Here is a 24,293-nt window from a genome sequence, read left to right as displayed (position 1 = left end):
GTGGTCAGCCTCAGACCGCGGCGCGGTCGGTCGCGGTGTCTTCGATGGCGGCCGGAAGGGCCGCCAGGCCGCGCAGGACGGTCCGGACCGTCCGGTCCGTCGTTCCGGCCAGCTCGGCGATGCGGTCCTGCTTGGCTTCCGGTTCCGCCCGCAGCGCCTCAAGCACGCGGGCGGCGAGTTCCTGGCTGACGCCCGGAACGGGCGGCACCTCTTCCGGCAGGTCGATCGGGACCGCCGGTCCGCTCTTCCGGGCCGTCGGGCCGGAAGGGAGCGACTTCCGGGTCTTCCGGATCGCGTTCCCCTCAACGCGCTGCGCCAGTCGGTCGTGCGCGGCACGGATCCGGGCCAGCTCGTCGACGACGGCCTGACGGGCCTCAGCAATGGCCGCGGCGCGCTGCTCTGCGGCGGCACGCTCTCCAGCGGCGCGGTCAGCGGCCGCCCGTGCCTCCTCCAGCTGGCCGGCGGTCCGGGCCGCCAGCTCGGAGGCTGCGGCGGCCTGGGCACGGGCGTCACGAGCGGACGCCTGCACCTCCTCGGAGTGGCGGGTGAGCCGGCTGATCTCTGCTGCCGCCTTCTGGGCGGCCGCGGCGTGCTCTTCCGCGTCCCGGACGGCTTCCGCTTCCGTGACCTCGCGGCCGGTCCGTTCCGCTTCGGCGGTCTCTTCCGCCTTCCGCCGAGCCGTCTCTTCCGCCTTCCGGGCGGCGGCCTCTTCCCTCACCTTCCGGTCGGCCTCTTCCGCCCGGGCGTGTAGCTGGGCAACCTCTTCCGTCTTCCGGGCGGCGTGCTCTTCCGCGGCGTGCTCGGCTGTGGTCTTTCCGGTCAGCATCTTCACCCTGACCACGACGATCGGAGCGACGCACGCGACCGCCATCACGAGGCCCCAGGGGACCTCCTCACCCGGGGCGATGAACACCGGCACCAGGTGGACGGCCACCTGACAGCCCAGCATCAGGGCAAGGGCGACGAGCATGTCCGCACGGCGACGCTTGTGGAAGCTCGTGATCACGTAGACGTCGAGCATCACCGGGAAGAGCCACGCGATCGCCTTGTCGAAGTGCGCCAGGACGGCCAGGTCGTACTCGCCCTTGGCGGTCAGCGCTACGGCGGTGGCGAGGGCGATGCGCTCACCCCAGGCCGCAGAGTCGGCACGGAACCAGTTCGTCATGCCGCCATCATGTCGCGTCTGGCGCGTCTGGCGCAAGTGTCGCCACGCCGATACGCTGTCGGGCGTGGCTATGGCTGGCGCGACTGTCGTGAGATCATCCGGAGGACACCGGCGACAACCTGGGGAGCGGACCTTGAGCGAGTGGATGACCGTCCGCGAGGCCGCCCAGGTCTTGGAGGTGTCCGCCCGCACCGTGCAGCGCTCACTCGCCGACCCGGAGCAACGCGCCCGCGAGTGGGGTGACGAGGGCCAGGGGTGGCGAACCAAGCCGCTGTCGACCCGCGGCGTCTACCAGCTGCGCCGCGCCGAGGTCATGCGCAAGGCCGGCCGGCCCGAGGCGTAGTCGGAACGTGAAGCGGCCCCCGTCCTCATGGGGACGGGGGCCGCTCACTGTCATGTCGCGGGACCGCCGGCCGGAGGCGTCCAGGTCCTCGCGTCACCCACGACGAGCCCCGGGATCTCGTGCAGGTCGACGGTGGCCCACATGGGCGCGAGCGGACCACCGCTCACCTCCGACAACCGTTGGCCCGAGATCTCCACGACGGTGCCGTACAGGGCGGCATAGTCGACCCGCACGTAGACCCACATGCCTCGCCGCATCATCCGTAGCACCACGGGCACGTTCTCGTCGGCCGTCGCGTCGGGTTGCCCTGTCACGCCTGGGACCGTCCGCCGCCGCCCCGGTACCGCTCGGCCGGGGTGCCGAGCAGTGGCATCGGGTGCAGCTCGGTCGGCCCAGCCCACGCTGGCTGGCAGTCGCCCTCGCAGGACAGGGCGCCGCACCTGTGCATGTACGCGGTCGCAGGGCCGGTCCGGTCGATCTGACTCGCCGCCCGCCGCCGCTTGGTCCACCATCGCCAGTTCATGCTCGGCCGCCCTCCCCGGAGTCGGGACCCGGCGGCCGAGCATCCCCTGCATCGACCGCCGGTCTCTCCGACACGGCGGCATCGGACCAGCATCGGGTCCTGGTGAGAAGCTGCCGCCGCGGTGAGCTCGGCTGCCGTGCACCACGGGGGCGGCGCACGGTAACCGGCGACTCACGCTCTGAGAGTCGCGTGTAGATCGGCGATCAACCAGGGGCACTCGCTACCAGCTACCAGCTACCAGCCGGTAGCTGGTACGTGGCGTGCCAGCTACGGCATACAGCCGACCAGCGCGGCCAGCCCGGCCAGCTCCGTCGACATCGCCCGGCGCCGGCCCTCGGCGATCTGCCGGACGACATCGCGGGCGTACCGCTGGTGCCGCAGCCACGCCGGCGCCCGCTCCTGGAGGTCGAGCAGCACGGCAGTGGCGTCGGCGTACTGGCGCTGATCGGTGTGCGCCCATGCCACGTCCAGGCGGTGCCGTTGCCAGCTCGACCCGACCGGCGTCGGCCCGGCTGGCACCGCCTCAGACAGCGTGAGTACGCGGCCGGCGTCGCCGCCGACCGCGGCGTTCTCGACGCGCTGCATCTGCACCCGGCCGACGTCGAAGCCGCCGACCATCATCAGGTGCTCCCCGCCCGGTGCCCGCTCTCCGATCCGGACCGCCGCCGCGGCGGCCGCGTCGACCAGCTCGGCCGCCACGTCCGGGCGGTTGTCGCGGGCGTACGCCGCCGCAGCCCCCATGGCCAGCCAGCCCCACGCCGCCAGCTCTGCCGGCGCGGCCCGGGAGAACCGAGGCTCGATCTGGTCGGCGGTGCACGTGGCCAGCTCAGCGGCCTCGGCGAGCCTGCCCTGCCTCATCAGCAGCCAGGTCATGCCCTGGACGACGGTGGCCGCGACGACCTGGTCGCCGGCCTCCTCCGCGGCGTCGAGGGCGGCGGTGAGCGCGGTCTGAGCGAGGTCGCCCGCCCGCAGCTGGATCAGCAGATTGCCGGTGAGGTGGAGGGCACGGGCGAAGAGCACCAGCGCTGCCGGCCGGGCCTCGTTGTCGGCCATCCCGGCGGCCGCCCGAACATCGAGCAGCAGCGGCGGCAACGCCGACAACGCGGTGCCGTAGTCGTTGGCCTGGTACGCCCGGTCGGCTGCGTGCAGTCGGGCGCGAAGCACGTCGTGCGTCGGCGGGTCACCGGCTGGCACAGCGAGGGTGGTGCCGGCGAGGCCGCGCACCGGTGCGACGGCACGGCGGATCTCGGCCAGCGACAGCGGCCGGTGATCCGGCTCGGCGCGGGCCGCGGCCTCGGCCTGGTCGCCGATCAGCGCACTAGTCGGTAGACCGAGGGCGCGAGCCAGGGCGTGCAGCGTGTCCATGCGCGCGCTCTTGCGGACTCCCTGCTCCAGCTTGCGGATGGTCTCAACGCTGATACCGGAGCGCTCGGCGAGCTGCTCTTGGGTGAGGCTCGCGCGCTGCCGGTGGTCGGCGAGGATCTGTCCGGTGGATCGGGTCATGGTAGGGACTCCCCCAGGTAGCGGTCTGGGCGGCGGCCCCGCCGACCGCTACAACCGACGGGCCGCCACCTCAGACGGTACGCCGGCGTAGCCTGGTCCGCCCGGGAGCGCGCCGAGGGGCCGGGGATCCCCGGATCCCAGGCACCTATGTGGAGAGTCGGCCGTACCGTTCGGAAAATGATCGACTTCGGCGCGGCAGGTCGGCGGGCTGTCTACCAGCAGCTTGCCGACCTGCTGCGTGCCTCGATCGAGGCCGGCGAGGTCGCGCCGGGAGGGTTGCTGCCGTCGAGCAAACGGTTAGAGCAGACGTACGGCGTGAGCCGCGAGACGGTACGGCGGGCCCTGGGGGTGCTACGCGCCGAGGGTCTGGTGGAGACCGAGCCGAGCTACGGTACGCGGGTGCGTTATGCAGCAGAGCGGCACCGCGTCTCAGTGCCGCGGGGTGCGTCGGTGGTGAGTCTGCCAGCGTCACACGCGCAACGTCACGCGTTGGGTGTCGCAGTCGGCGAGCACGTCCTGGTGGTGACGGTGGGCGGTCGGATCGTTGGGGAGTACCCCGCATCAACGACTGAGCTGACCTGCCGGTAACGGCAACCCGTGGATGTTTCACCTATGGCTTAACCGCCTTGACGTCGACGAATATCGCCCGTCAAGATCGACGATCTCCGGTCTCGTGCTGGAGGGATCCGCCGTCGGGGCGGGCTCTCACCCAGCCCCACCCGACGGCGACCCTCAGCGGTCTACGTCGCAGACCTGCGTATCGGGACCACGCGGCCGGTGCCGACGCCGCCCGCGCCCTCGACGAATCCTGCTGCGAAGTCCTCGGTCCGGTGCTGCTGCAGTTCGCGCCGTAGGGCGTCGATGCGGTCAGCCGTCCGCGCCTCGGACCTGGTGGTGGCGTACACGCACCATGATCCGACCACAACTCCGGCGAGCATGGGCGACAGCGATTCGTCGAGGTCGTGGGATAGTAGATGCACCGTGGCCACCACGGCCGTCACGACAGCGGCCGCGAGAAGCCATAGCTGGTCGGGACGCAGAGATGCAGATGTGCGGGTCTCCTGATCGTCCATCTGGGGTGAGCCTCCTGGGTTGCTGGCGGGTCGGCGGCTGGTCCCACGTCTCACCCTCGTCGTCCCAGCCGCGTGACAGCACGGTAACGGTCCGAGATCCCAAGGTCATCCCCTGTCTCTCCACCGCCAGCAACCGTTGACAACGCAAGGACCACCCGGCCGGCTACCCACACATCGTCTTAACTCCTGGTTAAGGAACCCTTACTAAATGATCAAATCCCACCCATGACGTCGATCCGGTCGTACGCCCGGCGAGCCCGTGCAGATCGTGCGGACCGGCCGTAGTGGCGCAGCATCTGCGGCGAGTCCCATCCGGCCAGAGCCATGAGGTCGCCCTCAGCCCCGCCGGCGTCGAGCCACCGATGCGCCCAGGTGTGACGCAGCAGGTGCGGGTGAATGGGCACCCCGAGACGCCGCCCTCGTCGGACGATCGCCTGGTAGATGCCAGACGGGGTCATGCCCTGACGCCGGCGCACCCCGAGCCATAACGCGGAGGTCAGGCTGGCCGCAGGGTGCTTCGCCCGCAGCCGCAGGTACCGGTCGAGCGCCAAAGCCGCGCGCTGGTCGAATGGCACGATCCTCTGCCGGCTGCCTTTACCTGTGACCACGGCTGTCCGGCCGTGTGGGCTGACGTCGTCGGCCTGGAGCAGCGCCAGCTCGGCGAGGCGGAGTCCGCCGGCGGCGAACAGACGCAAGATCGCCGCGTCGCGGCGGCTCTCGAAGTCTCTGCCACGTTCGCAGTCCTTGATGAGCGCGCCCAGCTGCTCCGGGGTCAGGACCGCAGGCGGAGCCTCGTCGCTCTTGGGCGCCGCCGGCACGTCGACCTTGTCGAAGAGGTTGGGCAGGTCCTCCTCTGCGGCGTACCAGCTGAAGAACTGCTGCAGTCCTCGACCGACGTGGTTGACGTACCCCTTCCCATAGCCCCGGCACCCCGGTGGCGCGGCCGAAGGATCAACCAGGGCATGAGGGCACGGCTTTCCGTCGCCCGACGGCCGGGCAAGCCAGGCAAAGAAGCCGCGAACGTGGTCGCGGTTTACCTGATCCCAATCGGTCAGGGTCGGATGGTGGGCCAGGAGCCAGCCGGCGAGGAACGCGGCCGCGTCGACGTAGCCGGCGATGGTCTTCTGACTACGCCTGGCGGCTTGAAGGCTGAGCGTCCAGGAGGCGATCCAGGCCCGGTAGGGGCCGGGGTCACGGCGTCGGATCTTGGGGTGTTGGCGGGTCATGTCGCCAACCCTCGTCCGAGGCCCCACCAGCGCGGATCAGCCGCGGAGTGCATAGGCGGGTAGTCCCTAAGCATCGTACGGTTTGCCTTTCTCAAGGGCTCACCGACGTTTGCGCAGGTAGTGAATGATTTGAGCCCCCGGCCGGGATCGAACCGGCGACATCCCGCTTACAAGGCGGGTGCTCTGGCCAGCTGAGCTACAGGGGCGTTGTGTCGTGGCCAGCATAGCGACCGACGTCCGCTTTTCCTGCTCGGCAGGGGTCCCGAGCATGGGAAACGTCAACATCCCGACGTGTGAGCGTCGATTCGTGTCCGACCGTGCCCGAGTGACCGGAATGCGAATGCTCCAGAAGTGCCGACGGTCGGCGAACCTTGGCATCCCGGCGAAAGCCGTTTACCGTGCAGTGACACGGACGACATGGGCTCACCCCAGGCCGACCGTGGCGCCGGCGCGGGCATCCGTGCCGGTCGCTCCTTCACTCGGATCGTCCGGCACGTTCCTGCCGGTGAAAGGAAGCGTCCCCTCATGGCTACGGTCACCTACGCGAAGGCGTCCCGCATCTACCCGGGCACCGAACGCCCCGCGGTCAACCAGCTCGACCTTCAGATCGGCGACGGCGAGTTCCTCGTCCTCGTCGGTCCCTCCGGTTGTGGTAAGTCAACCAGCCTGCGCATGCTCGCCGGCCTGGAGGACGTCGACGACGGCGCGATCTACATCGACGACCGGGACGTCACCCACCTGCCGCCGAAGGCCCGCGACATCGCGATGGTCTTCCAGAACTACGCCCTCTACCCGCACATGTCGGTGTACGAGAACATGGCGTTCGCGTTGAAGCTGCGCAAGACCTCGAAGGCCGAGATCGACCGGCGGGTCAAGGAGGCGGCGGCGCTGCTCCAGCTGGAGGAGTACCTCAGCCGCAAGCCCAAGGCGCTCTCCGGCGGTCAGCGCCAGCGGGTCGCGATGGGCCGGGCCATCGTCCGGGAGCCCCAGGTCTTCCTGATGGACGAGCCGCTGTCGAACCTCGACGCCAAGCTCCGGGTCCAGACCCGTACCCAGATCGCCTCGCTACAGGCCAACCTCGGCATCACCACCGTCTACGTGACCCACGACCAGGTCGAGGCCATGACCATGGGTCACCGGGTGGCGGTCATGCTCGACGGCGTGCTCCAGCAGGTGGACACCCCGCGGGCGCTCTACGACGCCCCGGCCAACGTCTTCGTCGCCGGCTTCATCGGCTCGCCCGCCATGAACATCAAGACCGTGCCGCTCACCGAGCAGGGCGCGGCCTTCGCCGAGATGTTCCTCCCGCTGACCCGGGAGCAGGCCGAGGCGGCCGGCGCCGAGGGCGGCGACGGCAAGGTGACCGTCGGCTTCCGCCCGGAGGACTGCGACATCGTCAGCCCGACCGAGGGCGGCATGCCGGTCGTGGTCGAGCTGGTCGAGGACCTCGGCTCCGACGCCAACGTCTACGGCCACGCCGCGCTGGACGGCGCCTCCGAGCGGTTCGTGGTGCGTACCGACCGGCGGACCATGCCGAGCATGGGCGACACGATCTTCGTGAAGCCGCGCGCCGGCCAGAACCACGTCTTCCACGCCGCCAGCGGGCAGCGCATCTGACGTAGCAACCGGGAAGGGGCGGGCCCGCTGTCGGCGGGCCCGCCCTTCGCGTACGTGCTGCGGGGTCAGCCCTCGACGGCCCGCCGGCGCGCCACCTCGGCCAACGTGACGGCGGCGGCCACGCTCGCGTTCAGCGACTCCACCTCGGAGATCATCGGGATGCTGACGGTCAGGTCGCAGGTCTGCCCCACCAACCGGGACAGCCCCCGCCCCTCCGATCCCACCACCACGACCAGCGGACCGACGGCGGCCTCCAGGTCGTACAGATCGGTCTCGCCGTCGGCGTCGAGGCCGACCACCATGAAGCCGGCATCCCGGCACGCCTTCAGGGACCGGGTCAGGTTGGTGACCTGGGCCACCGGCACCCGGGCCGCCGCACCCGCGCTGGTCCGCCAGGCGGTCGCGGTGATCCCGGCCGCCCGCCGTTCCGGAACGAAGACACCCTGCGCGCCGAACGCCGCAGCCGAACGGATCACGGCACCGAGGTTGCGCGGGTCGGTGACTCCGTCCAGGGCCACCAGCAGCGGGGCCGGCTGCTCCAGCGCGGCGGCGACCAGATCCTCGAACGACTCGTACGCGAACGGCGGCACCTGGAGGCCGACCCCCTGGTGCAGCACGCCCCCGGTCATCCGATCCAGCTCGGCGCGGCTGACCTCCAGGATGGCGATGCCCCGATCGGCCGCGGTGCGGATGATCTCGTTCACCCGGTCGTCGATCTCGATGCCCTGCGCGTTGTAGAGCGCGGTGGCCGGGACCTGGGTGCGTAGCGCCTCCAGCACCGGGTTCCGGCCGACGAGCAGCTCGGGAGTGTCCTTCGCCGGGTTGGACTTGCGCCCCGGTGCGACCCGGGGCCGCCCCGCCCGGCGGGCTGCTTGCCGCGGACGGGCTTGGCGGGAGCCGCGCCCCGGCCGCCGCCCCGGCCCCAGGTGGTGTCCTTGCTACCGGGCTTGCCGATCTTCGGCGCCCGTCCCTCCTCGACCGCCGCCCGGCGCTCCTTCTCCTGCTTCCAGGCGGTGCGCTGGGGCAGCTTCTCGGTGCCCGAGTACGCCTTGTGCCAGGGCCGCTCGTCGGCCGGCAGGGTGCGGCCCCGGCCGGCGAGGGAATCCTTGTTCTTGCCACCGGAGCCCTTGGGCGCGCTCGTCTTCGACGCCACCCGCCGGCCACGGCGCTGCGAATTGCCGGCCATCAGTCATGCTCTCCAATAGTCCAACGCGGGCCCTGTGGGGTGTCCTCGACAACCACTCCGGCCCGCTTGAGTTGATCACGCAGCGCGTCGGCGGCTGCCCAGTCCTTGCGGACCCGGGCCTGCGCGCGCTGTTCCAGGGCCAGGGCGACCAGCGAGTCCACCACGCCACGGAGGTCACTCGCCCGCGCGCCGCCGGCCCACGCCCGGTCGAGGGGGTCGACCCCTAGGATATCCAGCATCGCGCGCACCCTGGCGAGCGTCGTGCGGACGGTCACATCGTCGCCGCCGGCCAGCGCGTTGTTGCCGTCGCGCAGCGACTCGTGCAGTACGGCCAGCGCGGCCGAGGTGTTCAGGTCGTCGTCCATCGCCGCGGCGAACGCGGCCGGCAGTTCGCCGGGACCACCGGCCCCCACCCGCTCGGCGGCCCGCTGCACGAAACCCTCGATCCGCCGGTACGCGACGGCCGCCTCGCGCAGCGCCTCCTCCGAGTAGTCGATCCGCGAGCGGTAGTGCGCGGCGACGTAGTAGTAGCGCAACTCGACCGGGCGGACCCCGAGCGAGGCGACATAGTCCAGGTCGAGGGCGTTGCCCAGCGACTTGCCCATCTTCGTCCCGCCGATGGCGAGCAGGCCGTGGTGCACCCAGTACCGGGCGAAGGACAGGCCGGCGGCCTGGGACTGGGCCAACTCGTTCTCGTGGTGCGGGAAGGTCAGGTCGAGCCCGCCGCCGTGGATGTCGAACTCCGCGCCCAGATACCGCCAGCACATCGCCGAGCACTCGATGTGCCAGCCGGGCCGGCCCGGCCCCCACGGCGACGGCCAGGCGGCGTCCGCCGGCTCGTCCGGTTTGGCGCCCTTCCAGAGTGCGAAGTCGCGCGGGTCACGCTTGCCGCGGTCCGGGGCGTCATCGGCCGACTGCATGTCGTCCGGCGACTGGTTGGACAACGCCCCGTACGCCGGCCACGACCGCACGTCGAAGTACACGTCGCCGGAGCCGTCGGTGGCCCGGTAGGCGTGCCCCCGTTCGATCAGCCGCGCGATCAGTTCGTGCATCTCGGGGATGTGCCCGGTGGCCCGCGGCTCGTAGGTGGGCGGCAGCACGTTCAACGCCCGGTAGGCCCCGGCGAGCCTCATCTCGTTGGCGAACGCGATCGACCAGAAGGGCCGTTCCAGCTCCTGCGCCTTGACCAGGATCTTGTCGTCGATGTCGGTCACGTTGCGAATGAAGGTGACCCTGAGGCCGGCGGCCAGCAGCCAGCGGCGCAACACGTCGTAGTTGACGCCGGAACGAAGGTGACCGATGTGCGGTGGCGCCTGGAGGGTGAGACCACACAGGTAGACCCCCACCGTGCCGGCTTCCCGCGGGACGAAGTCCCGCACCGATCGGGTGGCGGTGTCGTACAGGCGTAGCGTCACCGTACAAGGGTAGCCGTCCGTCGTTTTCCCGGTCCGCCGGAGCCGGGTCGTACGCTGCTGGTCGTGAGCACCCCGACGCCCGGTATCGACCCGCCGCCCACCCTGCCCGGCGGCGAGGCGTCGCAGACGTTGGACCGGGGGCTGCGGTTGCTGCACCTGGTCGCGGACGCCTCGGGCGGGCTGACCGTCACCGAGGCGGCGAACCGGCTGGGCATCGGCCGGGCCGCGGTCTACCGGCTGGTCGGCCCGCTGACCGGGCACGGGATGCTGCGCCGCGACGCCGACGGCCGGCTGCGCCTCGGCGCCGGGGTGCTGCACCTGGCCCGGCGGGCCCAGCCGCTGCTCGCCGAGGGGCGCTGCCCGCGCTGCGGCGTCTTGCCGAGCAGGCCGGGGCAACCGCCCACCTGACCGTGGTGGAGGGCGGCGAAGGGGTGGCGCTGGCCGTGGTCGAGCCGAGCTGGACGTCGTTCCACGTGGCGTACCGGACCGGGGCTCGGCATCCGCTGGGGCGCGGCGCGGCGGGGCGGGCCATCCTCGCCGGGCGGACGGGCGCCGCCGGCCCGGTGAGCACCATCGGTGAGCTGCAACCCGGGGCGTACGGCGTGGCCGCGCCGGTGCTCGGGGTGCCCGGCCTGGAGGCGAGCGTCGGGGTGGTCGCGCTGGCCCCGCTGGACGGCGAGGCGGTCGGTGCGCAGGTCCTCGCCGCCGCCACCGCCGTCGCCGCCGCGCTGCGCTGAACCGCCACCGCGCCGGAGTCCGCTGTCGTACCACAGAAACGGGTGGGGCCGGGCGTTTTCCACAGCCGGGCGGTGCGGCGGTGGCGCGCGTTGTCCACAGGGGTCGCGGCGGGGGTCGCCGGGCACGCAGTCTGCTGTCATGCCAGCTCAAGCACACCGACCGGAGGCCCTGGCCTGGCAGGTCTTCCGCGGCTCGGACGCCGTCCGCCGGGGCCTGCTCACCACCTACCAGCTCCGCAGCTCCGCCTGGGTGCGGCTGCGGCACGACATCTACGCCGACGCCCGACTCGACCGGGACCATGCCCTGGCCTGCCGCGCGGTGGCTCTCCAGTTGCCGGAGGGGCGGCCGTCGCCGGCCCGTCCGCGGCGTTCCTGCACGGCGTCGAGCACGCCGCCGGCGTCACCGAAGCCGTCCACGTCCTGGTGCCGGCCCCGGCCGGGCTGCGCAGCCAACGGGGCCTACAGGTGCACACCCTGGCCCGGGAGTCCCTGGCCCGGCTCCCCATCAAGGGCACCCCTGCGCACACCGACGCGGCCCAGGCCGCCTGGGACAGCGCCGTGTGGCTGGAGCCGGTCCGCGCGGTAGGCATCGTCGACGCGCTGCTCGGGCGAGGTCTGACGACGACCGCCGCACTCGCCGACGTCGCCACCGCCAACGACGACCGCCCCGGGGCACGCCGGGCCCGCCGGGTCTTCGAGCTGGCCGATCCGGCCGCCCTCTCGCCCGCCGAGTCGCACCTACGCGCACGGCTGGTCCTGGCCGGGCTGCCGCGCCCGGCCACCCAGCACCCGGTGCAGGTGCCGGGGGGCGCGATCCTGCACACCGGTCTCGCCTGGCCGGAGCACCGAGTGGCGGTGCAGTTCGACGGGCAGCGGCTCTACCCGCTCGTCAGGGCGGGTTGGCTGGTGCTCCACGTGACCCTCCGTCGGGCACACCAGGACTTCCCGTCGGTCCTGCGGGAGGTCCGGGCCGCCCTGGTCGACCGGGGCCGGCACCGATGACGGGCAAACGGCGGGGCGGCCGGCCGGAAAGATCCCGACCAGCCGCCCCACCGACCGTCACGGGCGAGTGGTGCGTGCCGTCACGGACGGGCCTTCGGCTTGAGCGGGGCGGTCACCGCCGCGTAGGCGTCGACGATGCCGTAACCGTAGAAGCCGTTGAAGTTGACCGAGCCGGCGCAGTAGGCGTCGAACTCGGCGGGCCGCCCTTCCTGGACGTAGCTCTGCAACCGCGGCTCCGGGCAGGCGTGCTCGGCGGCCGTCCGGTAGAGGTGCTGCTCGACCAGGTTCGGTGCCAGGCCGAAGCCGGCCCGGCCCCGCTGCTTGCCGTACCGGCTCACGATGAGTGCCGCCACGCCGGACGCGTGGGGCGCCGCCATCGAGGTGCCCTGCAGGTACGTGAAGTACCCGCACTCGCCGTTGGCCTTGCACTCCTTGAACACGAACGTCTCGGCGCCCGGCACGATGTTGCCGTCCTCGTCGACCACGCCCTCCTCCTGGAGGGCCTTCTTCGGGTACGTGGAGAGGATCATGTTGGCGTCGGTGCGGAACGTGTCGGTGCCGAAGCCGTCGCGGTACCAGCCGCCCGGCGCGGCGACGGCGGTCTGCTCGGTGCCGTAGTTGGAGAAGTCGGACTTCTTACCGGACGGGCCGACGGAAGAGACGCTGATGACGTGCGCGCCTTCGGTGGGCAGATCCCAGCAGCTGTCGTTGTCGATCTCGCGCGGGTACGGCGGGACGTCCCCGTAGTTGGGGCTGGAGTAGTCGGTCCGCGGGTCACCCAGGTCCTCGTGGCTGTTGCCCAGCGCACCGACGAGGGTGACGCCCCGGTTGTGGGCGAAGGTCAGCGCGCGCTTCATGGCCCGGATGGTGGCCCGCTGTGCCGCCTGCGCCTCCGGCGAGTCGGCCGGGTTCGCCGTGCAGTTGTAGAGCCACGGGTCGACGTAGAACGACATGTTGACCACGTCCAGGCCCGACCGGCCCGCGTGCAGCAGGGCGTTGACCACCGGGTTGAGGAAGAAGTAGCCGGAGTCCTGGCCGCCCTTGAGCTCGACCAGCGACACCTTGGGTGCGACGCCGGAGAGGCCGTAGCCGTTGGCGGCGGCGCCGACGGTGCCGGCGACGTGGGTGCCGTGCCCGCCGTCATCGGTGCCGACCGGGTCGAGGCAGCTCGCCACCTCACACTCCCCGTCGATGTCGACGATGTCGGGGGCGAAGTTGCGCGACAGCGCCCAGTTGAAGTTCGGGGCGATGTCGGGGTGGCTGGCGTCGACACCCGTGTCGAGCACGCCGACGGTCACCCGGCGGTCGCCGGGCTCGACCTTGCGCGCTTTGTCGGCCCGGATCATCTCCAGGCCCCAGAGCTTGTCGTCCAGCGGGTCCATCTTGGCCGGCTTCTTACCCGGCTTCCGGGCGGCACCCTTGGCGGTGGCCGCGGCCAGCAGGTGCTCCTGCTCGACCCGGTCCAACCGGGGCTTGCGCCCGATCGCCTGCTGCTCGGCGGCGCCGATCAGCGCCGGGGCGGAGGTCGCCTTCGTCGCGAAGTCAGCCCGGTCGCTGCTCACCTGGTAAACGCCGACCTCGTCGGCCCGGGACACCACAGTCCCACCGGCCGAGCGAATCGCGGCGATGGCCGCGTCGGCGGAGACGCCGTCCTCGGCGACCACGGTGAAGGTCCGCTGGGCCGTCGGGTCGGCGCTGGCCGGCACGGCCAGGCCCGTCACCGTGAGTGCCAGTACCGCCGCGGTCGCGACGGCACCGACGGTGAAGCGCTTGCTCACCACATCGAATCCTCTCGTTGAGGTACGTGGCGTCATCAGACATCAACAGCCGAGGTTTCGCCAGACCGGCGTCGGATCTGCGCTGGAAGATCCTCTTCGCCGGAAAGGCCGGCCACGACGGCGGGCAGGTCCGCCAGGGTCGACACTGTCGCGTCCGGCACGACCCCGGTCGGCAGTGGGTCTCCCCGCCAGCGTGTCACGCGAACGTCGGCTCCGGCGCCTTCGGTTGCGCCGACTCGATGGGCGCCCGCAACTCGTCGAGGCGCACCAGCGCCACCCCCGCGACGATCAGTGCCCCGCCGAGCAGTTGCCCGACCGTCGGCAGCTCACCGAGGAGCAACCAGGCGATCAGCACCGCGAACAGCACCTCGCTCAGCCCGACGAAGGACGCCAGCCGGGAACCGAGGACGCGGACCGCGGCGATCCCCGCGAGGTACGCGACAACCGCGGCGACCAGCGCGAGCCCGGCGATCGGTACGAGCCAGCTCGTCTGCTGCCCGGCGAACTGCACGGTGTCGAAGGTTGCCCGCAGTGGCAGCCCTCCGACCAGGCCGAGCAGCAGCAACACTCCAGCGCCGGCGGCCATCCCGCCGCTGGCCATGACGACCGATGGAAGGGCTGCGTCGGCGCGGCCGGCGAGCACGAAGTAGCCGGCCAGTCCGACCGCCGCTCCCAGTCCCCAGAGCACGCCGACCGGGTCGAGCCGCCCGGCACCGGTCAGATCGAGCACGAAGACCAGGCCGGCGAGGGCCGCCACGGAGCCGGCCACGGTCAGCCGCCGGGGGCGCTGTCCCTGCGCCAGCCACATCCATCCGACGACGAGGATGATGCCGAGATATTCCAGCAGCAGCGCGACACCGACCGGCAGGTAACGCACGGCGTTGAAGAAGCATGCCTGGGCGAGCGCGACCCCGAGCAGCCCGAACACGCCGATCGAGGCGAGGTTGCGGCGCAGCACCGACCACCGCCCCCGCAACACCAGCACCGCGGGCGTCGTCAGCACCAGGGCGGCGACACCGACCCGGGCGATGACCACCGCCTCAGCCGACCAGCCGTCGTCGATCAGCGAGCGGGCGAAGGTGCCCGAGGTGGCGAAGGTGACCGCGGAGAGCAGGGCGAGGGCGAGGCCGACACCGGCGGCGGACGGTTGACGCATCAGGCTCTCCTTGGCGCGACTCGCCCGCCATGGGCAAACTAGGGTTACGCCGATGACGTTAGACCGGGGTCATGACAGGAGTCAAGTTGCTGTTCGCCCATGACACTGAATGTTCGCTGATCGCCGCCGCCGCGCTGGTCAACACCGACAGCCCGGACGGCGAAGGGCTGCCCGACATCGCCGCCCTGGACGCCTTCTACGTCACCCACGCCTACAGCGGGCGGCACGAGCACAGCGAGGCCGAGCTGCGGGCGGTACGTGCGCTGCGTCCCCGGCTACGCCGGCTCTGGTACGCCGAGGTCGACGAGATCGTGTCGATCGTCAACGGGCTGCTCCGCGAACACCGCGCGCTGCCCCAGCTCATCACGCACGACACCGAGCCATACCACCTGCACGCCGTACCCCGGGACGCCCCCCTCGCGACCAGGATGGCGGTCGAGGCGGCGATGGCGATCGCGGACGTGGTGCGCGGCGGCGAGCTGCGTCGGCTGCGCAGCTGTGAGCACCCCGACTGCGACAACGTGCTGGTCGACCTCTCGAAGAACCGCTCCCGCCGGTTCTGCGAAGCGGGCTGCGGCAACCGGGCCGCGGTCAGCGCCTACCGCGCCCGCAAGGCCGCCGCCCGCCCTGACCCGTCGCCCCGGGCGCTGCGGCCGCTGACCGATCGTCCACGCGCACCCTCACCCGTCCGCGGCAGTACGATCCTCGGCGACTTCGGCTGTCCCGAGGGGGAGGACCATGCCCCTCGGCTCCTTTGCTCTGCTTCAACCCACGCAACAGATGTCCACGGAAACCGTTGCGTCGGGTGAAGCAGAGCAAAGGAGCCAGTGAGTGGGGCGGAAGGCCGGCAGGGGCGCAAGGGCCGGGCGGCAGGGCGGCGGCATGCGCGCCGGGCGGACCGGAGTGGGCGACCGGCGGGTCAGCGGGCAGGGCCGGCGGGTCAGCGCGCGCGGCCGGCCATCAGCCAGCGGGTCACCGCGACCCGGAGCAGGACATAGCGGCCGTCCGGACCGTCCACCGTGACGTCCCAACCGTCGTACCGTTGGCGAAGCCCCTCGACCATGTCGGACGGAAAGGGCTGGCGGACGATGCTCGCCTCGCCCTCCGCGACGACCGGCGCGTCACCGTCGGGCAGCGCCAGCGACACCCGGGGATCAGCGGCGATGTTGCGGACCTTCCGGTTGCGTTCGCCGGTGCCGATCCACCATGCGCCACCGAGATACAGGAACCAGACCGGCGTCAGGTGCGGTGAGCCGTCAGGCCGCAGCGTGCACAGCCAGACGACCCGCTCCCGCGCCAACCGTTCCAGGACCTCCCCACCGGGAAAGGTGATCACGTCAGCACGGCGGTGCTGCCCAGCGTGCGCCGGTCAACTCCATGACTCCGCGATCTCCTTCAACAGCGCCCATGACCGGATCGCGCTCAGTGTCTACCTCTGCGGGGTGCTGCACGAGGCCACCGCCGACCTGTACCGCCTCCACCCGGACTGCGGCCCGGATCCGGCCGCGATCTTCGCCCGTTTCCTCGCCTGGGTACCCGGGCGCCGGCCCGCCACGGGCTGACCGACCCCGCTCAGGGATGGGTCATCCGGAGCAGGTCGAGCGCCTCCTCCAACTGGACCTCGGTGAGCCTGCCGGAGTCGACGTGCCCCCGGGAGAGCACCACCTCCTTGATGGAGATCTGCCTCTCCAGCGCCTCCTTGGCGATCGAGGCGGCCTCGTCGTACCCGAGGTGGCGGTTGAGCGGGGTGACGATCGACGGCGAGCCCTCGGCGTACGACAGGCAGACCTCGGCGTCCGCGACCAGGCCGACCACGCATCTGTCGGCGAGCAGGCGGCTCGACGCGGCGATCAGCCGGATCGACTCCAGGATGTTGCGGCCCATCACCGGCAGCATCACGTTCAGCTCGAAGTCGCCCTGCGAGCCGGCGAAGGCCACGGTCGCGTCGTTGCCGATGACCTGCGCGCAGACCTGCCGGACGGCCTCGCAGACCACCGGGTTGACCTTGCCGGGCATGATCGACGAGCCCGGTTGGAGGTCGGGAATGCGCAGCTCGCGCAGCCCGGCGCGGGGGCCCGAGCCCATCCAGCGGATGTCGTTCGCGATCTTGTAGAGCCCGACCGCGACGGTACGCAGCTGCCCGGAGGTCTCCACCAGCGCGTCCCGGGCACCCTGCGCCTCGAAATGGTTCCGCGCCTCGGTCAGCGGCAGCCCGGTCGAGTCGCGCAGCTTCTCGATCACCCGTGCGGCGAAGCCGAGCGGGGTGTTGATCCCGGTGCCGACCGCCGTGCCGCCCAGCGGCAGTTCGGCCAGTCGAGGCAGCGCCCCCTCCAGCCGCTCGATGCCGTACCGGACCTGGGCGGCGTATCCGCCGAACTCCTGCCCGAGGGTCACCGGAGTGGCGTCCATCAGGTGGGTGCGCCCGGCCTTGACCACGGTCTCGAACTCACCGGCCTTCGCCTCCAACGCGCCGGCCAGGTGGGCCAGCGCCGGCAGCAGGTCCCGCGCGACCGCCTCCGTGGCGGCAAGGTGGATCGAGGACGGAAAGACGTCGTTGCTGGACTGCGAGGCGTTGACGTCGTCGTTGGCGTGCACGTCCCGGCCCAGTTCCCGGCCGGCGAGCGTGGCGATCACCTCGTTGGTGTTCATGTTGGACGACGTGCCGGAGCCGGTCTGGAACACGTCGACCGGGAACTGGTCGTCGTACCCGCCGTCGGCCACGTGCGCGGCGGCGGCGGCGATGGCCGCGGCCACGTTCGGGTCGATCACGCCCAGGTCACCGTTGACGTCGGCCGCCGCACCCTTGATCTGGGCCAGCGCCCGGATCTGGGCCGGCTCGATCCCCCGGCCCGAGATCGGGAAGTTCTGCACCGCCCGCTGTGTCTGTGCCCGCCACAGCGCCTCGGCGGGCACCTCGACCTCGCCCATCGAGTCACGTTCGATCCGGTAGCCGGTCGTCTCCCTAGTCGTCACGCCTACCATCCTGCCGCGCCGGGCGGGGACGTGCAGATGATCGCGACAGCCGGCTCAGTCCAGCGCGGCGAGCAGCGCCGCCACCTCGTCCTGGTCGGGCACGTCGAGCTGCCGGAACAGGGCCAGCGCCCGCGTCCAGTGCGACCGGGCCGCCGCCGGGTCGCTCAGCCGCAGACAGCGGGCGACGCCGTCCAGCGCCTGGGCCTGCTGGTGCCGATGGTTGACCTTGGTGGCGTCCCGCAGGACCCGGCGGAACAGGTCCAGTGCGCTCTGCACGTCCCCCTGATCGAGCAGGGCACGGGCCAGCAGGTTCCGCGAGGCGCACTGCCCGATCCGGTCCCCCGCGTCCGCCATCGCGATCAACGCCTCCCGGTGCAGCGTCGCCGCCGCCGCCGGCCGGCCCGCCTCCCGTTCGATCATTCCCAACCCGTTGAGCACGTCCCCCTCGTCGAACCGGTTGCCGACCTTGCGGTGCAGGGCCAGCCCGGCCCGCAGCAGCCGCCGGGCCGGATCGGTGTCACCCATGCGGTAGCGGATCAGCCCTGTGTGCCCCACCGCGTTGGCCAACTGCCGATGATCGGCCGCCGCCCGCGCCACCGCCATGTGCGTCCGGCTGCTCCGGAGTGCCTCCCCGTAGTGCCCCCAGCACAGCAGCCCGTACGTGGTGTTGTTGAGATTGGTCAGCTCGGCCCGGCGGTCCAGACGCCGCAGCACCCGGGAAGCCTCGTTGAAGTACTCGATGGCCTGGCGGTGGTCGCCGTTGGCTGAGTGGGCAGCGCCGAGATTCCAGATGTTGTTCGCGAGCTGCTCTCCGCACACGTCCCCCCGGCTGGCCTCGACCGCCCGCTCCAACAGTCGGACGGCCCACACGAACTCGGCCCGCCGGTAGCAGGCGGAGGCGAGGTAGTTCAGCATCAGCGCCACGGCCGAGTCGTCGCGCAGCGCCTCCGCCGCTCGCAATCCGACGGTGTGCATCTCGGTCAGCTCGTCGATCTGCCCGCCGTTCCAGAACGGCCGCCAGCAGGCCCAGGCCATCTGCCAGCAGTGCCGGGGGAACTCCTCCTCCGCCATCCGGGACAGGGCTGTCAATGCCATCCGGTTCTCGTCGGCCCAGCTGAGCCCCTGCCTCGCGCACACCTCCACCAGATCCGCGCGGGGTGGCTCCGGCAGGACGAACCCCCGCCGGCTGCTCGGGTACTCGGCTCTCCGCGCGATCTCGGCGGCCGTGTACAGGTGGTGGTCGAGCAGCCGCTCCAGCGCCGCCCGATACTCCGCCGAGTTTCCCGGCTCGTCCAACAGTGTGCGGGCGTACTCACGGACCAGGTCGTGCAGCCGGTACCGGCCCGGTTCCGGCTCCTCGACCAGGTGCGCGTCGACCAGCTCGTCGAGCACGTCCTGAGCCTCGGCGAGTGGCAGTTCGGCGAGCGCGGCGGCGACGGTGTTGTCGAACCGGATGCCCGGGTGCAGGCCGAGCAGCCGGAACATTCGCTGCGCCGCTGGCGTCACCTGGGCGTACGACAGGGCGAAGGCGTCGCCGACGGACCGTTGCCCCGCCGCCAGCTCCGCCAGTGGGTCGCCGGCGTCGCGGAGGCGTTCGACCAGGTCGGCTATGCGCCACCGAGGACGGTGGGCCAGGCGAGCGCCGGCCAGCCGGATCGCCAGGGGCAGGTAGCCACAGCGGCGCACCACCTCGGCCGCGGCCACCGGCTCGGCAGCTACCCGCGCCTCACCGGCCACCCGGCCGAGGAGTTCGACGGCCTCCCCCGCATCGAGTACCGGGAGCGAGGAGGGTCGCCCCTCATCGAGACCGACCAGCCGGCGACGACTGGTGATCAGGGTGAGGCAGCCGGGCCCGGTCGGCAGCAGCGGCGTCACCTGGTCGGCGCTGCCGGCGTTGTCGAGCAGCAGCAGCGCACGCCGCGCCGTCAGCTCGGTGCGCCACATCGCCAGTCGGTCGTCCAGGTCCGGCGGGATCCGCTCCGTCGGAACACCGAGCTGCCGCAGCAGGGCCGCCACGGCCGCGGCCGGGGTGAGCGGCGAGCGGGCGCTGTGCCCGTGCAGGTCGATGAAGAGCTGCGCGTCGGGGTACCGGTCGGCCAGCCGGGCCGCGAGGTGCACCGCGAGGGTGGTCTTGCCGCTGCCCGGCATACCGTCGATCAGCTGGACCCGGGCCTGGTCCTCCTCGATCTCCTTGACCAGCCGCGCGATGGTCTCCTGGCGCCCGGTGAAGTCGCTGATCACTCGGGGCAGCGCCCGGACCGGCGGCATCGGCTGGTGTCCGGGGCCGGCCACGGCCAGGTCACCCGCGAGCACCCGCTGGTGCAGTTCCTGCAATGCCGGGCCCGGCTCGATGCCCAGTTCCTCGGCGTACAACCGACGGCCGTCCTGGTAGACGGTGAGCGCGTGGGCCTGCCGGCCGACGCCGGCCAGGGCGAGCATGAGCTGCCCGCGCAGCCGCTCCCGCAGGGGCTGGCGCTCGACGGCATCGGTCAGCTCGTCGATCAGGTCGGCCGCCAGGCCGAGCCGCAGTTCGATGTCGACGCACTCCTCAAGCGTGTCGAACCGCCGTTCGTCGAGGGTGTGTGCCCGCCGTCGCACGCCGGGGCTGGCGATGCCGTCGAGCGCCGGTCCCCGCCAGAGCGCCAGCGCGGTGCGGAAGTGGCGGCGGGCCTCGGCGAGCTGACCGGCGGTGAGGGCGCTGCGCGCCGCGTTCACCTCGGCGCCGAACACCTCGGCGTCGAGTTCGCCGCCGAAGGTCCGTACGCCGTAGCCGACCGGATCGGTGACGATCGTCTCCGGCGGGATCCCCAACGCCGCGAAGCGCTGCCGCAGGCGGAAGACGCAGGTCTGCAACTGGGCGCGGGCGGTGGCGGGCGGCCGTTCCTGCCAGACCGCGTCGACCAACTCGTCCACCGGCACGATCCGACCGGACCGCAGCAGGAGCACGGCGAGGACGATCCGGTCCCGGCCGGCGGTGAGGGTGCCCTCCCCGGCGCCGACCCGCAAGGGTCCCAGGATCCCGAAGCGCATCGTCAGTCAGCCCCCGCCGTGCAACTTGCGTAGCTCCAGCAGGGTAGCCGCGCCGGTTACGCAGCGCACCACTGTGGTGAGAGCGAGGTGAGAGCAGATCGAAAGGACCGGGGACGACACTGGTGCGGGATGACGGTGACGCATCCGACGGGGGCGGTGCGCCCGCCCGTCCCGCGGGCGGGCGCACCGATGTCGACACCGCCGCAGACTCTCGCCAAACGGTCGGCCCGGCGGGCACCGGTTGCCGTCAGTGGCGGCCGATGGTGAGCACCGGCTTGGTCACCTCGGCGAAGAAGTCGTTGCCCTTGTCGTCGACGACGATGAAGGCCGGGAAGTCCACCACCTCGATCTTCCAGACGGCCTCCATGCCCAGCTCCGCGTACTCCAGGACCTCGACGTGCTTGATGCAGTCCTGCGCGAGCCGGGCCGCCGGGCCGCCGATCGAGCCGAGGTAGAAGCCGCCGTGCTGCTCGCAGGAGCGGGTGACCTGCGCCGACCGGTTGCCCTTGGCCAGCATCACCATCGACCCGCCGGCGGCCTGGAACTTCTCCACGTACGCGTCCATCCGCCCGGCCGTGGTCGGGCCGAACGAGCCGGAGGCGTAGCCCTCCGGGGTCTTCGCCGGGCCGGCGTAGTAGACCGCGTGGTCGCGCAGATACTGCGGCATCTGCTCACCCGCGTCCAGCCGCTCCGCGATCTTCGCGTGGGCGATGTCCCTGGCCACCACCAGCGGGCCGTTCAGCGACAGCCGCGTCTTGACCGGGTACTTGGACAGCTCGGCGCGGATGGAGTCCATCGGCCGGTTGAGGTCGACGCGGACCACCTCGGTCGGGTCCAGGCTCGCCTCGGTGACCTCGGGCAGGAAGCGGGCCGGGTCGGTTTCGAGTCGCTCCAGCCAAACGCCCGACGGGGTGACCTTGGCGACCGCCTGCCGGTCCGCCGAGCAGGACACGGCGATCGCCACCGGGCACGACGCGCCGTGCCGGGGCAGCCGCACCACCCGTACGTCATGGCAGAAGTAGCGCCCGCCGAACTGCGCGCCGATGCCGAAGTTGCGGGTCAGCTCCAGCACCTCGGCCTCCAGCTCCAGGTCACGGAAGCCGTGCGCGGTCATCGAGCCCGAGGTGGGCAGGGCGTCGAGGTACTTCGCCGAGGCGTACTTCGCGGTCTTGAGGGCGTACTCGGCGCTGGTGCCGCCGATCACCACGGCCAGGTGGTAGGGCGGGCAGGCCGCGGTGCCGATCAACCGCAGCTTCTCCTCCAGGAACTGCATCATCCGCGTCGGGTTCAGCAGCGCCTTGGTCTCCTGGTAGAGGTACGACTTGTTCGCCGAGCCGCCCCCCTTGGCCATGAAGAGGAACTTGTACGCGTCCGGCTGGCCGTCCGGATCCTCCGCGTACAGCTCGACCTGGGCCGGCAGGTTGCTGCCGGTGTTCCGCTCCTCCCACATGGTGAGCGGGGCCAGCTGCGAGTAGCGCAGGTTCAGCCGGGTGTACGCCTGCCACACGCCGCGCGAGATGGCCTCGGCGTCGCCACCGTCGGTGAGCACGTGCCGGCCACGCTTGCCCATCACAATCGCGGTGCCGGTGTCCTGGCACATCGGCAGCACCCCGCCGGCGGCGATGTTGGCGTTGCGCAGCAGGTCCAACGCGACGAACCGGTCGTTCGGCGAGGCCGCCGGGTCGTCGATGATCGACCGCAGCTGGGCCAGGTGGGCGGGGCGCAGGAAGTGTGCGATGTCGTGCATCGCCTCGGCGGTCAACGCGGTCAGCGCGGCCGGTTCCACGGTGAGGAACCGGCGACCGCCCGGACCGTTGACGACGTCGACGCCCTCGTCGGTGATCAGGCGGTACTCGGTCTGGTCCGGACCGGTCGGCAGCAGGGAGGCGTACGAGAAGTCGGCGGCGCTGCTCATGACGGCAAAGCCTAGGGCAGAAGGGTCGATCAGTCCCAGCCGCCGGGTGGGGTACCGCGACGCCGCCCGAATCCGGCCCGGTGGATGGTCACTTGCCGGGGTCGGGGGTGGCGCACGACTCGTTCTTCGCACCGCAGGTGTGCTGCGGTCGCGGGTCGCTGCCGGCTCCGGGATCGCCGCCGTCGCTCCCGTTGCCGTCGCCCGACGGGTTCCCACCCGTCGCGCCGAAGCGGAGGTAGCCGATCTCCCGGCCCTCCCCGATCACCATGCCGGCGGGGCCGACCGCGAGCGCGTTCGCCGAGGTTCGCAGCACGGCCAGTTCCCGCCCGGTACGCGGGTCGAGCGCGACCAACCGGTTGGGCTTCTGGTCGGCGACGATCGCCGCGTACGGGGTCAGCGCCGCACCCGCCTTCTCACCGGTCGGCCGGTTCCACCGGACCTGTCCGGGGCCGAGCTCGCGGGCGGAGACCCCGCCACCGTCGGCGGTACGCACGACGGCGTACCGGTCGTCGACGGCGAGCACCCGTTCGGAGTTGGCGGTGACCAGCAACAACCGACCGTCGTACCCGTCGAGGACGGCCTCCCGACCGTCGGGTGAGACACCGACCAGCACGTTCCGGGCGCCGTACGGGTCCTCCCGCTGCACGCAGCCGGCGCTGTCGGCGGTGCGCAGGTTGATCCCCGACTGCTGCCACGCCTCCTGCCCGGTGGCCGAGTCCCGGCCGGAGATCGCGAAGTAGCAGTTGCCGTCCTGGGAGCGGGCGGTGATCCGCAACAGGCGACCACCGATCACGGCGAGCCGCTCGTCCCGGTCGGGCTCGACGTTCTGGAGCACTCGGCCGGTGGCCGTGTCCACCACGTGCACCCGACCGTCGACCGGGAAACCGAGCAGTGGTGGTACCGCCTCCGGGCCGGCCACCCCGTCGTCGATCCGGTTGGTGGTGAACCGGCGGGTGTCGAGCAGGTTCGGGTTGTCGGCGAGCAGGCCGGTGCTGACCCCGGGCAGGAAGGCGGTCCACAGCGGCGCCGTCCCGCGCGGATCCCAGGCACTCAGGGTGCAGTCGGTGGCCGCCACGCAGTGCGCGTCGAGCAGGAGGTTCCGGTATGTCCAGACAGCCACCGCGTCGCCGTCGCGCCGCCGGGTGACGCCGGTGGTCGGGTCGAGCACCTCGTACCCCTTCACCAGCAGCCGGCCCACCGCGACCACGGCGTCCGGCCCGGCGCCGGCCACCGCGCTCCAGTCCGCCTTGCGTTCCCAGAGCTGGCTGCCGGTGGCCAGGCTGCGGGCCTCCACCCGGGTGCGCTGCTCGATCACGAGGGCATCACCGGCAATGGTGACGCTGCGTGGGGTGCCGCCGATCCGCTGCTGCCAGGTCACGTCCGGCTCGGAGATCGGCTGGCGCCGGTTGACCCAGTCCCACATGGTGGGGAATGGGTTCCATACTCCGGTAGCGGCGAGCACCACGACCGTGGTCAGGCCGAGCAGCAGCCAGCCACGTACGCCGAGGCCGCTCCCCTTCGCCACCGGGACACGGTAGCCATCCCCGCCCGCCACCGCCCGCACCGCACCGCGTGTCGTGGCAGGAAGGACCCCTCGTCGGCGCCCCGGGCGGCGGCGCCCCGCATCGACCCCACCCTCGGCGACCGTGAC

General features: G+C 71.9%; 19 protein-coding genes, 1 tRNA gene and 3 pseudogenes. 7 read left to right on the top strand and 16 right to left on the bottom strand.

Translation table 11 applies throughout. The features are described 5' to 3' along the window. Window positions 1–10 precede the first annotated feature (10 nt). Window positions 11–1,201: a hypothetical protein gene (locus KIF24_RS01785; RefSeq protein WP_221082464.1), complete on the bottom strand. Its 1,191-nt coding sequence runs from the start codon at window positions 1,199–1,201 to the stop codon at window positions 11–13. 97 nt (window positions 1,202–1,298) lie between these two features. On the opposite strand from KIF24_RS01785, the gene KIF24_RS01780 reads away from it, so the two are divergent. Next, entirely contained in the window at window positions 1,299–1,508 is a 210-nt protein-coding gene (locus KIF24_RS01780; RefSeq protein WP_221082463.1) for a hypothetical protein, read from the top strand. Between the two features lie 50 nt (window positions 1,509–1,558). Here KIF24_RS01780 and KIF24_RS01775 read toward each other — a convergent pair whose 3' ends face one another. From KIF24_RS01775 to KIF24_RS01765, 3 genes are all read right to left on the bottom strand, one after another. After that, the gene (locus KIF24_RS01775; protein WP_221082462.1) at window positions 1,559–1,822 is read right to left on the bottom strand and encodes a hypothetical protein; all 264 of its coding nucleotides are present in this window, start codon (window positions 1,820–1,822) and stop codon (window positions 1,559–1,561) included. Beyond that, entirely contained in the window at window positions 1,819–2,031 is a 213-nt protein-coding gene (locus KIF24_RS01770; RefSeq protein ID WP_221082461.1) for a hypothetical protein, read from the bottom strand. Before KIF24_RS01770 ends, KIF24_RS01775 begins: the two co-directional genes overlap by 4 nt. 267 nt (window positions 2,032–2,298) lie before the next feature. Beyond that, window positions 2,299–3,534 carry a helix-turn-helix domain-containing protein gene (locus KIF24_RS01765; RefSeq protein WP_221082460.1) on the bottom strand — a complete coding sequence of 412 codons (1,236 nt, stop codon included), beginning with the start codon at window positions 3,532–3,534 and terminating at the stop codon, window positions 2,299–2,301. 177 nt (window positions 3,535–3,711) lie between these two features. Between KIF24_RS01765 and KIF24_RS01760 the strand changes: the two genes are divergently transcribed. Then, a complete protein-coding gene (locus KIF24_RS01760) occupies window positions 3,712–4,122 on the top strand; it encodes a GntR family transcriptional regulator (RefSeq protein ID WP_221082459.1) in 411 nt (136 codons plus the stop codon). Window positions 4,123–4,274: 152 nt separating this feature from the next. Here KIF24_RS01760 and KIF24_RS01755 read toward each other — a convergent pair whose 3' ends face one another. The 3 genes from KIF24_RS01755 to KIF24_RS01745 form a co-directional block, all read right to left on the bottom strand. Next, window positions 4,275–4,607 (bottom strand): hypothetical protein, encoded by a 333-nt coding sequence (locus KIF24_RS01755; RefSeq protein ID WP_221082458.1) that lies wholly within the window; start codon window positions 4,605–4,607, stop codon window positions 4,275–4,277. A gap of 212 nt (window positions 4,608–4,819) precedes the next feature. After that, window positions 4,820–5,833 (bottom strand): tyrosine-type recombinase/integrase, encoded by a 1,014-nt coding sequence (locus KIF24_RS01750; protein ID WP_221082457.1) that lies wholly within the window; start codon window positions 5,831–5,833, stop codon window positions 4,820–4,822. Window positions 5,834–5,965: 132 nt separating this feature from the next. Further along, a tRNA-Thr gene (locus KIF24_RS01745) sits at window positions 5,966–6,039 on the bottom strand. 319 nt (window positions 6,040–6,358) lie between these two features. Between KIF24_RS01745 and KIF24_RS01740 the strand changes: the two genes are divergently transcribed. Then, on the top strand, window positions 6,359–7,450 hold the full coding sequence (locus tag KIF24_RS01740) for an ABC transporter ATP-binding protein (protein WP_221082456.1): 1,092 nt from the start codon (window positions 6,359–6,361) through the stop codon (window positions 7,448–7,450). Between the two features lie 65 nt (window positions 7,451–7,515). On the opposite strand, the pseudogene rlmB reads toward KIF24_RS01740, so the two are convergent. Together rlmB and cysS are read right to left on the bottom strand one after the other, a co-directional pair. Continuing rightward, window positions 7,516–8,636 (bottom strand): annotated as a pseudogene (rlmB, locus tag KIF24_RS01735) (23S rRNA (guanosine(2251)-2'-O)-methyltransferase RlmB). Continuing rightward, a complete protein-coding gene (gene cysS, locus KIF24_RS01730; RefSeq protein WP_221082455.1) occupies window positions 8,636–10,051 on the bottom strand; it encodes a cysteine--tRNA ligase in 1,416 nt (471 codons plus the stop codon). The pseudogene rlmB and the gene cysS overlap by 1 nt, the downstream one beginning before the upstream one ends. A 63-nt stretch (window positions 10,052–10,114) precedes the next feature. On the opposite strand from cysS, the pseudogene KIF24_RS01725 reads away from it, so the two are divergent. Next, a pseudogene (locus KIF24_RS01725) lies at window positions 10,115–10,788 on the top strand (IclR family transcriptional regulator). A 423-nt stretch (window positions 10,789–11,211) separates the two neighbouring features. Next, window positions 11,212–11,790, top strand: a complete 579-nt coding sequence (locus KIF24_RS01720) for a hypothetical protein (RefSeq protein WP_230414788.1) — start codon at window positions 11,212–11,214, stop codon at window positions 11,788–11,790. Between the two features lie 80 nt (window positions 11,791–11,870). Here KIF24_RS01720 and KIF24_RS01715 read toward each other — a convergent pair whose 3' ends face one another. Continuing rightward, window positions 11,871–13,568 carry a S8 family serine peptidase gene (locus KIF24_RS01715; protein WP_221082454.1) on the bottom strand — a complete coding sequence of 566 codons (1,698 nt, stop codon included), beginning with the start codon at window positions 13,566–13,568 and terminating at the stop codon, window positions 11,871–11,873. A 196-nt stretch (window positions 13,569–13,764) separates the two neighbouring features. Continuing rightward, a complete protein-coding gene (locus KIF24_RS01710; RefSeq protein ID WP_221082453.1) occupies window positions 13,765–14,724 on the bottom strand; it encodes an EamA family transporter in 960 nt (319 codons plus the stop codon). Window positions 14,725–14,810: 86 nt separating this feature from the next. Here KIF24_RS01710 and KIF24_RS01705 point away from each other — a divergent pair. Beyond that, window positions 14,811–15,353: pseudogene (locus KIF24_RS01705) on the top strand (CGNR zinc finger domain-containing protein); the annotation flags it as partial. 311 nt (window positions 15,354–15,664) lie between these two features. Here the strand turns inward: KIF24_RS01705 and KIF24_RS01700 are convergent. Next, complete coding sequence (locus tag KIF24_RS01700) at window positions 15,665–16,060, bottom strand: pyridoxamine 5'-phosphate oxidase family protein (RefSeq protein WP_221082452.1); 396 nt, start codon at window positions 16,058–16,060, stop codon at window positions 15,665–15,667. Between KIF24_RS01700 and KIF24_RS01695 the strand changes: the two genes are divergently transcribed. Further along, on the top strand, window positions 16,053–16,286 hold the full coding sequence (locus KIF24_RS01695) for a hypothetical protein (RefSeq protein WP_221083200.1): 234 nt from the start codon (window positions 16,053–16,055) through the stop codon (window positions 16,284–16,286). The genes KIF24_RS01700 and KIF24_RS01695 overlap by 8 nt on opposite strands. A 10-nt stretch (window positions 16,287–16,296) precedes the next feature. On the opposite strand, the gene KIF24_RS01690 is transcribed toward KIF24_RS01695, so the two are convergent. The 4 genes from KIF24_RS01690 to KIF24_RS01675 all read right to left on the bottom strand — a co-directional run bounded on the left by KIF24_RS01690 (window position 16,297) and on the right by KIF24_RS01675 (window position 24,167). After that, entirely contained in the window at window positions 16,297–17,697 is a 1,401-nt protein-coding gene (locus KIF24_RS01690; RefSeq protein WP_407939850.1) for a class II fumarate hydratase, read from the bottom strand. Window positions 17,698–17,751: 54 nt separating this feature from the next. Beyond that, the gene (locus tag KIF24_RS01685) at window positions 17,752–20,727 is read right to left on the bottom strand and encodes an AfsR/SARP family transcriptional regulator (RefSeq protein ID WP_221082450.1); all 2,976 of its coding nucleotides are present in this window, start codon (window positions 20,725–20,727) and stop codon (window positions 17,752–17,754) included. A 247-nt stretch (window positions 20,728–20,974) separates the two neighbouring features. After that, window positions 20,975–22,642, bottom strand: a complete 1,668-nt coding sequence (locus KIF24_RS01680) for a fumarate hydratase (RefSeq protein ID WP_221082449.1) — start codon at window positions 22,640–22,642, stop codon at window positions 20,975–20,977. 88 nt (window positions 22,643–22,730) lie between these two features. Then, complete coding sequence (locus KIF24_RS01675) at window positions 22,731–24,167, bottom strand: outer membrane protein assembly factor BamB family protein (RefSeq protein ID WP_221082448.1); 1,437 nt, start codon at window positions 24,165–24,167, stop codon at window positions 22,731–22,733. Window positions 24,168–24,293 lie beyond the last annotated feature (126 nt).

Source organism: Micromonospora tarapacensis (genome assembly GCF_019697375.1).
Taxonomy (GTDB): Bacteria; Actinomycetota; Actinomycetes; order Mycobacteriales; family Micromonosporaceae; genus Micromonospora; species Micromonospora tarapacensis.
This window is presented reverse-complemented; position numbering and strand designations above follow the sequence as displayed.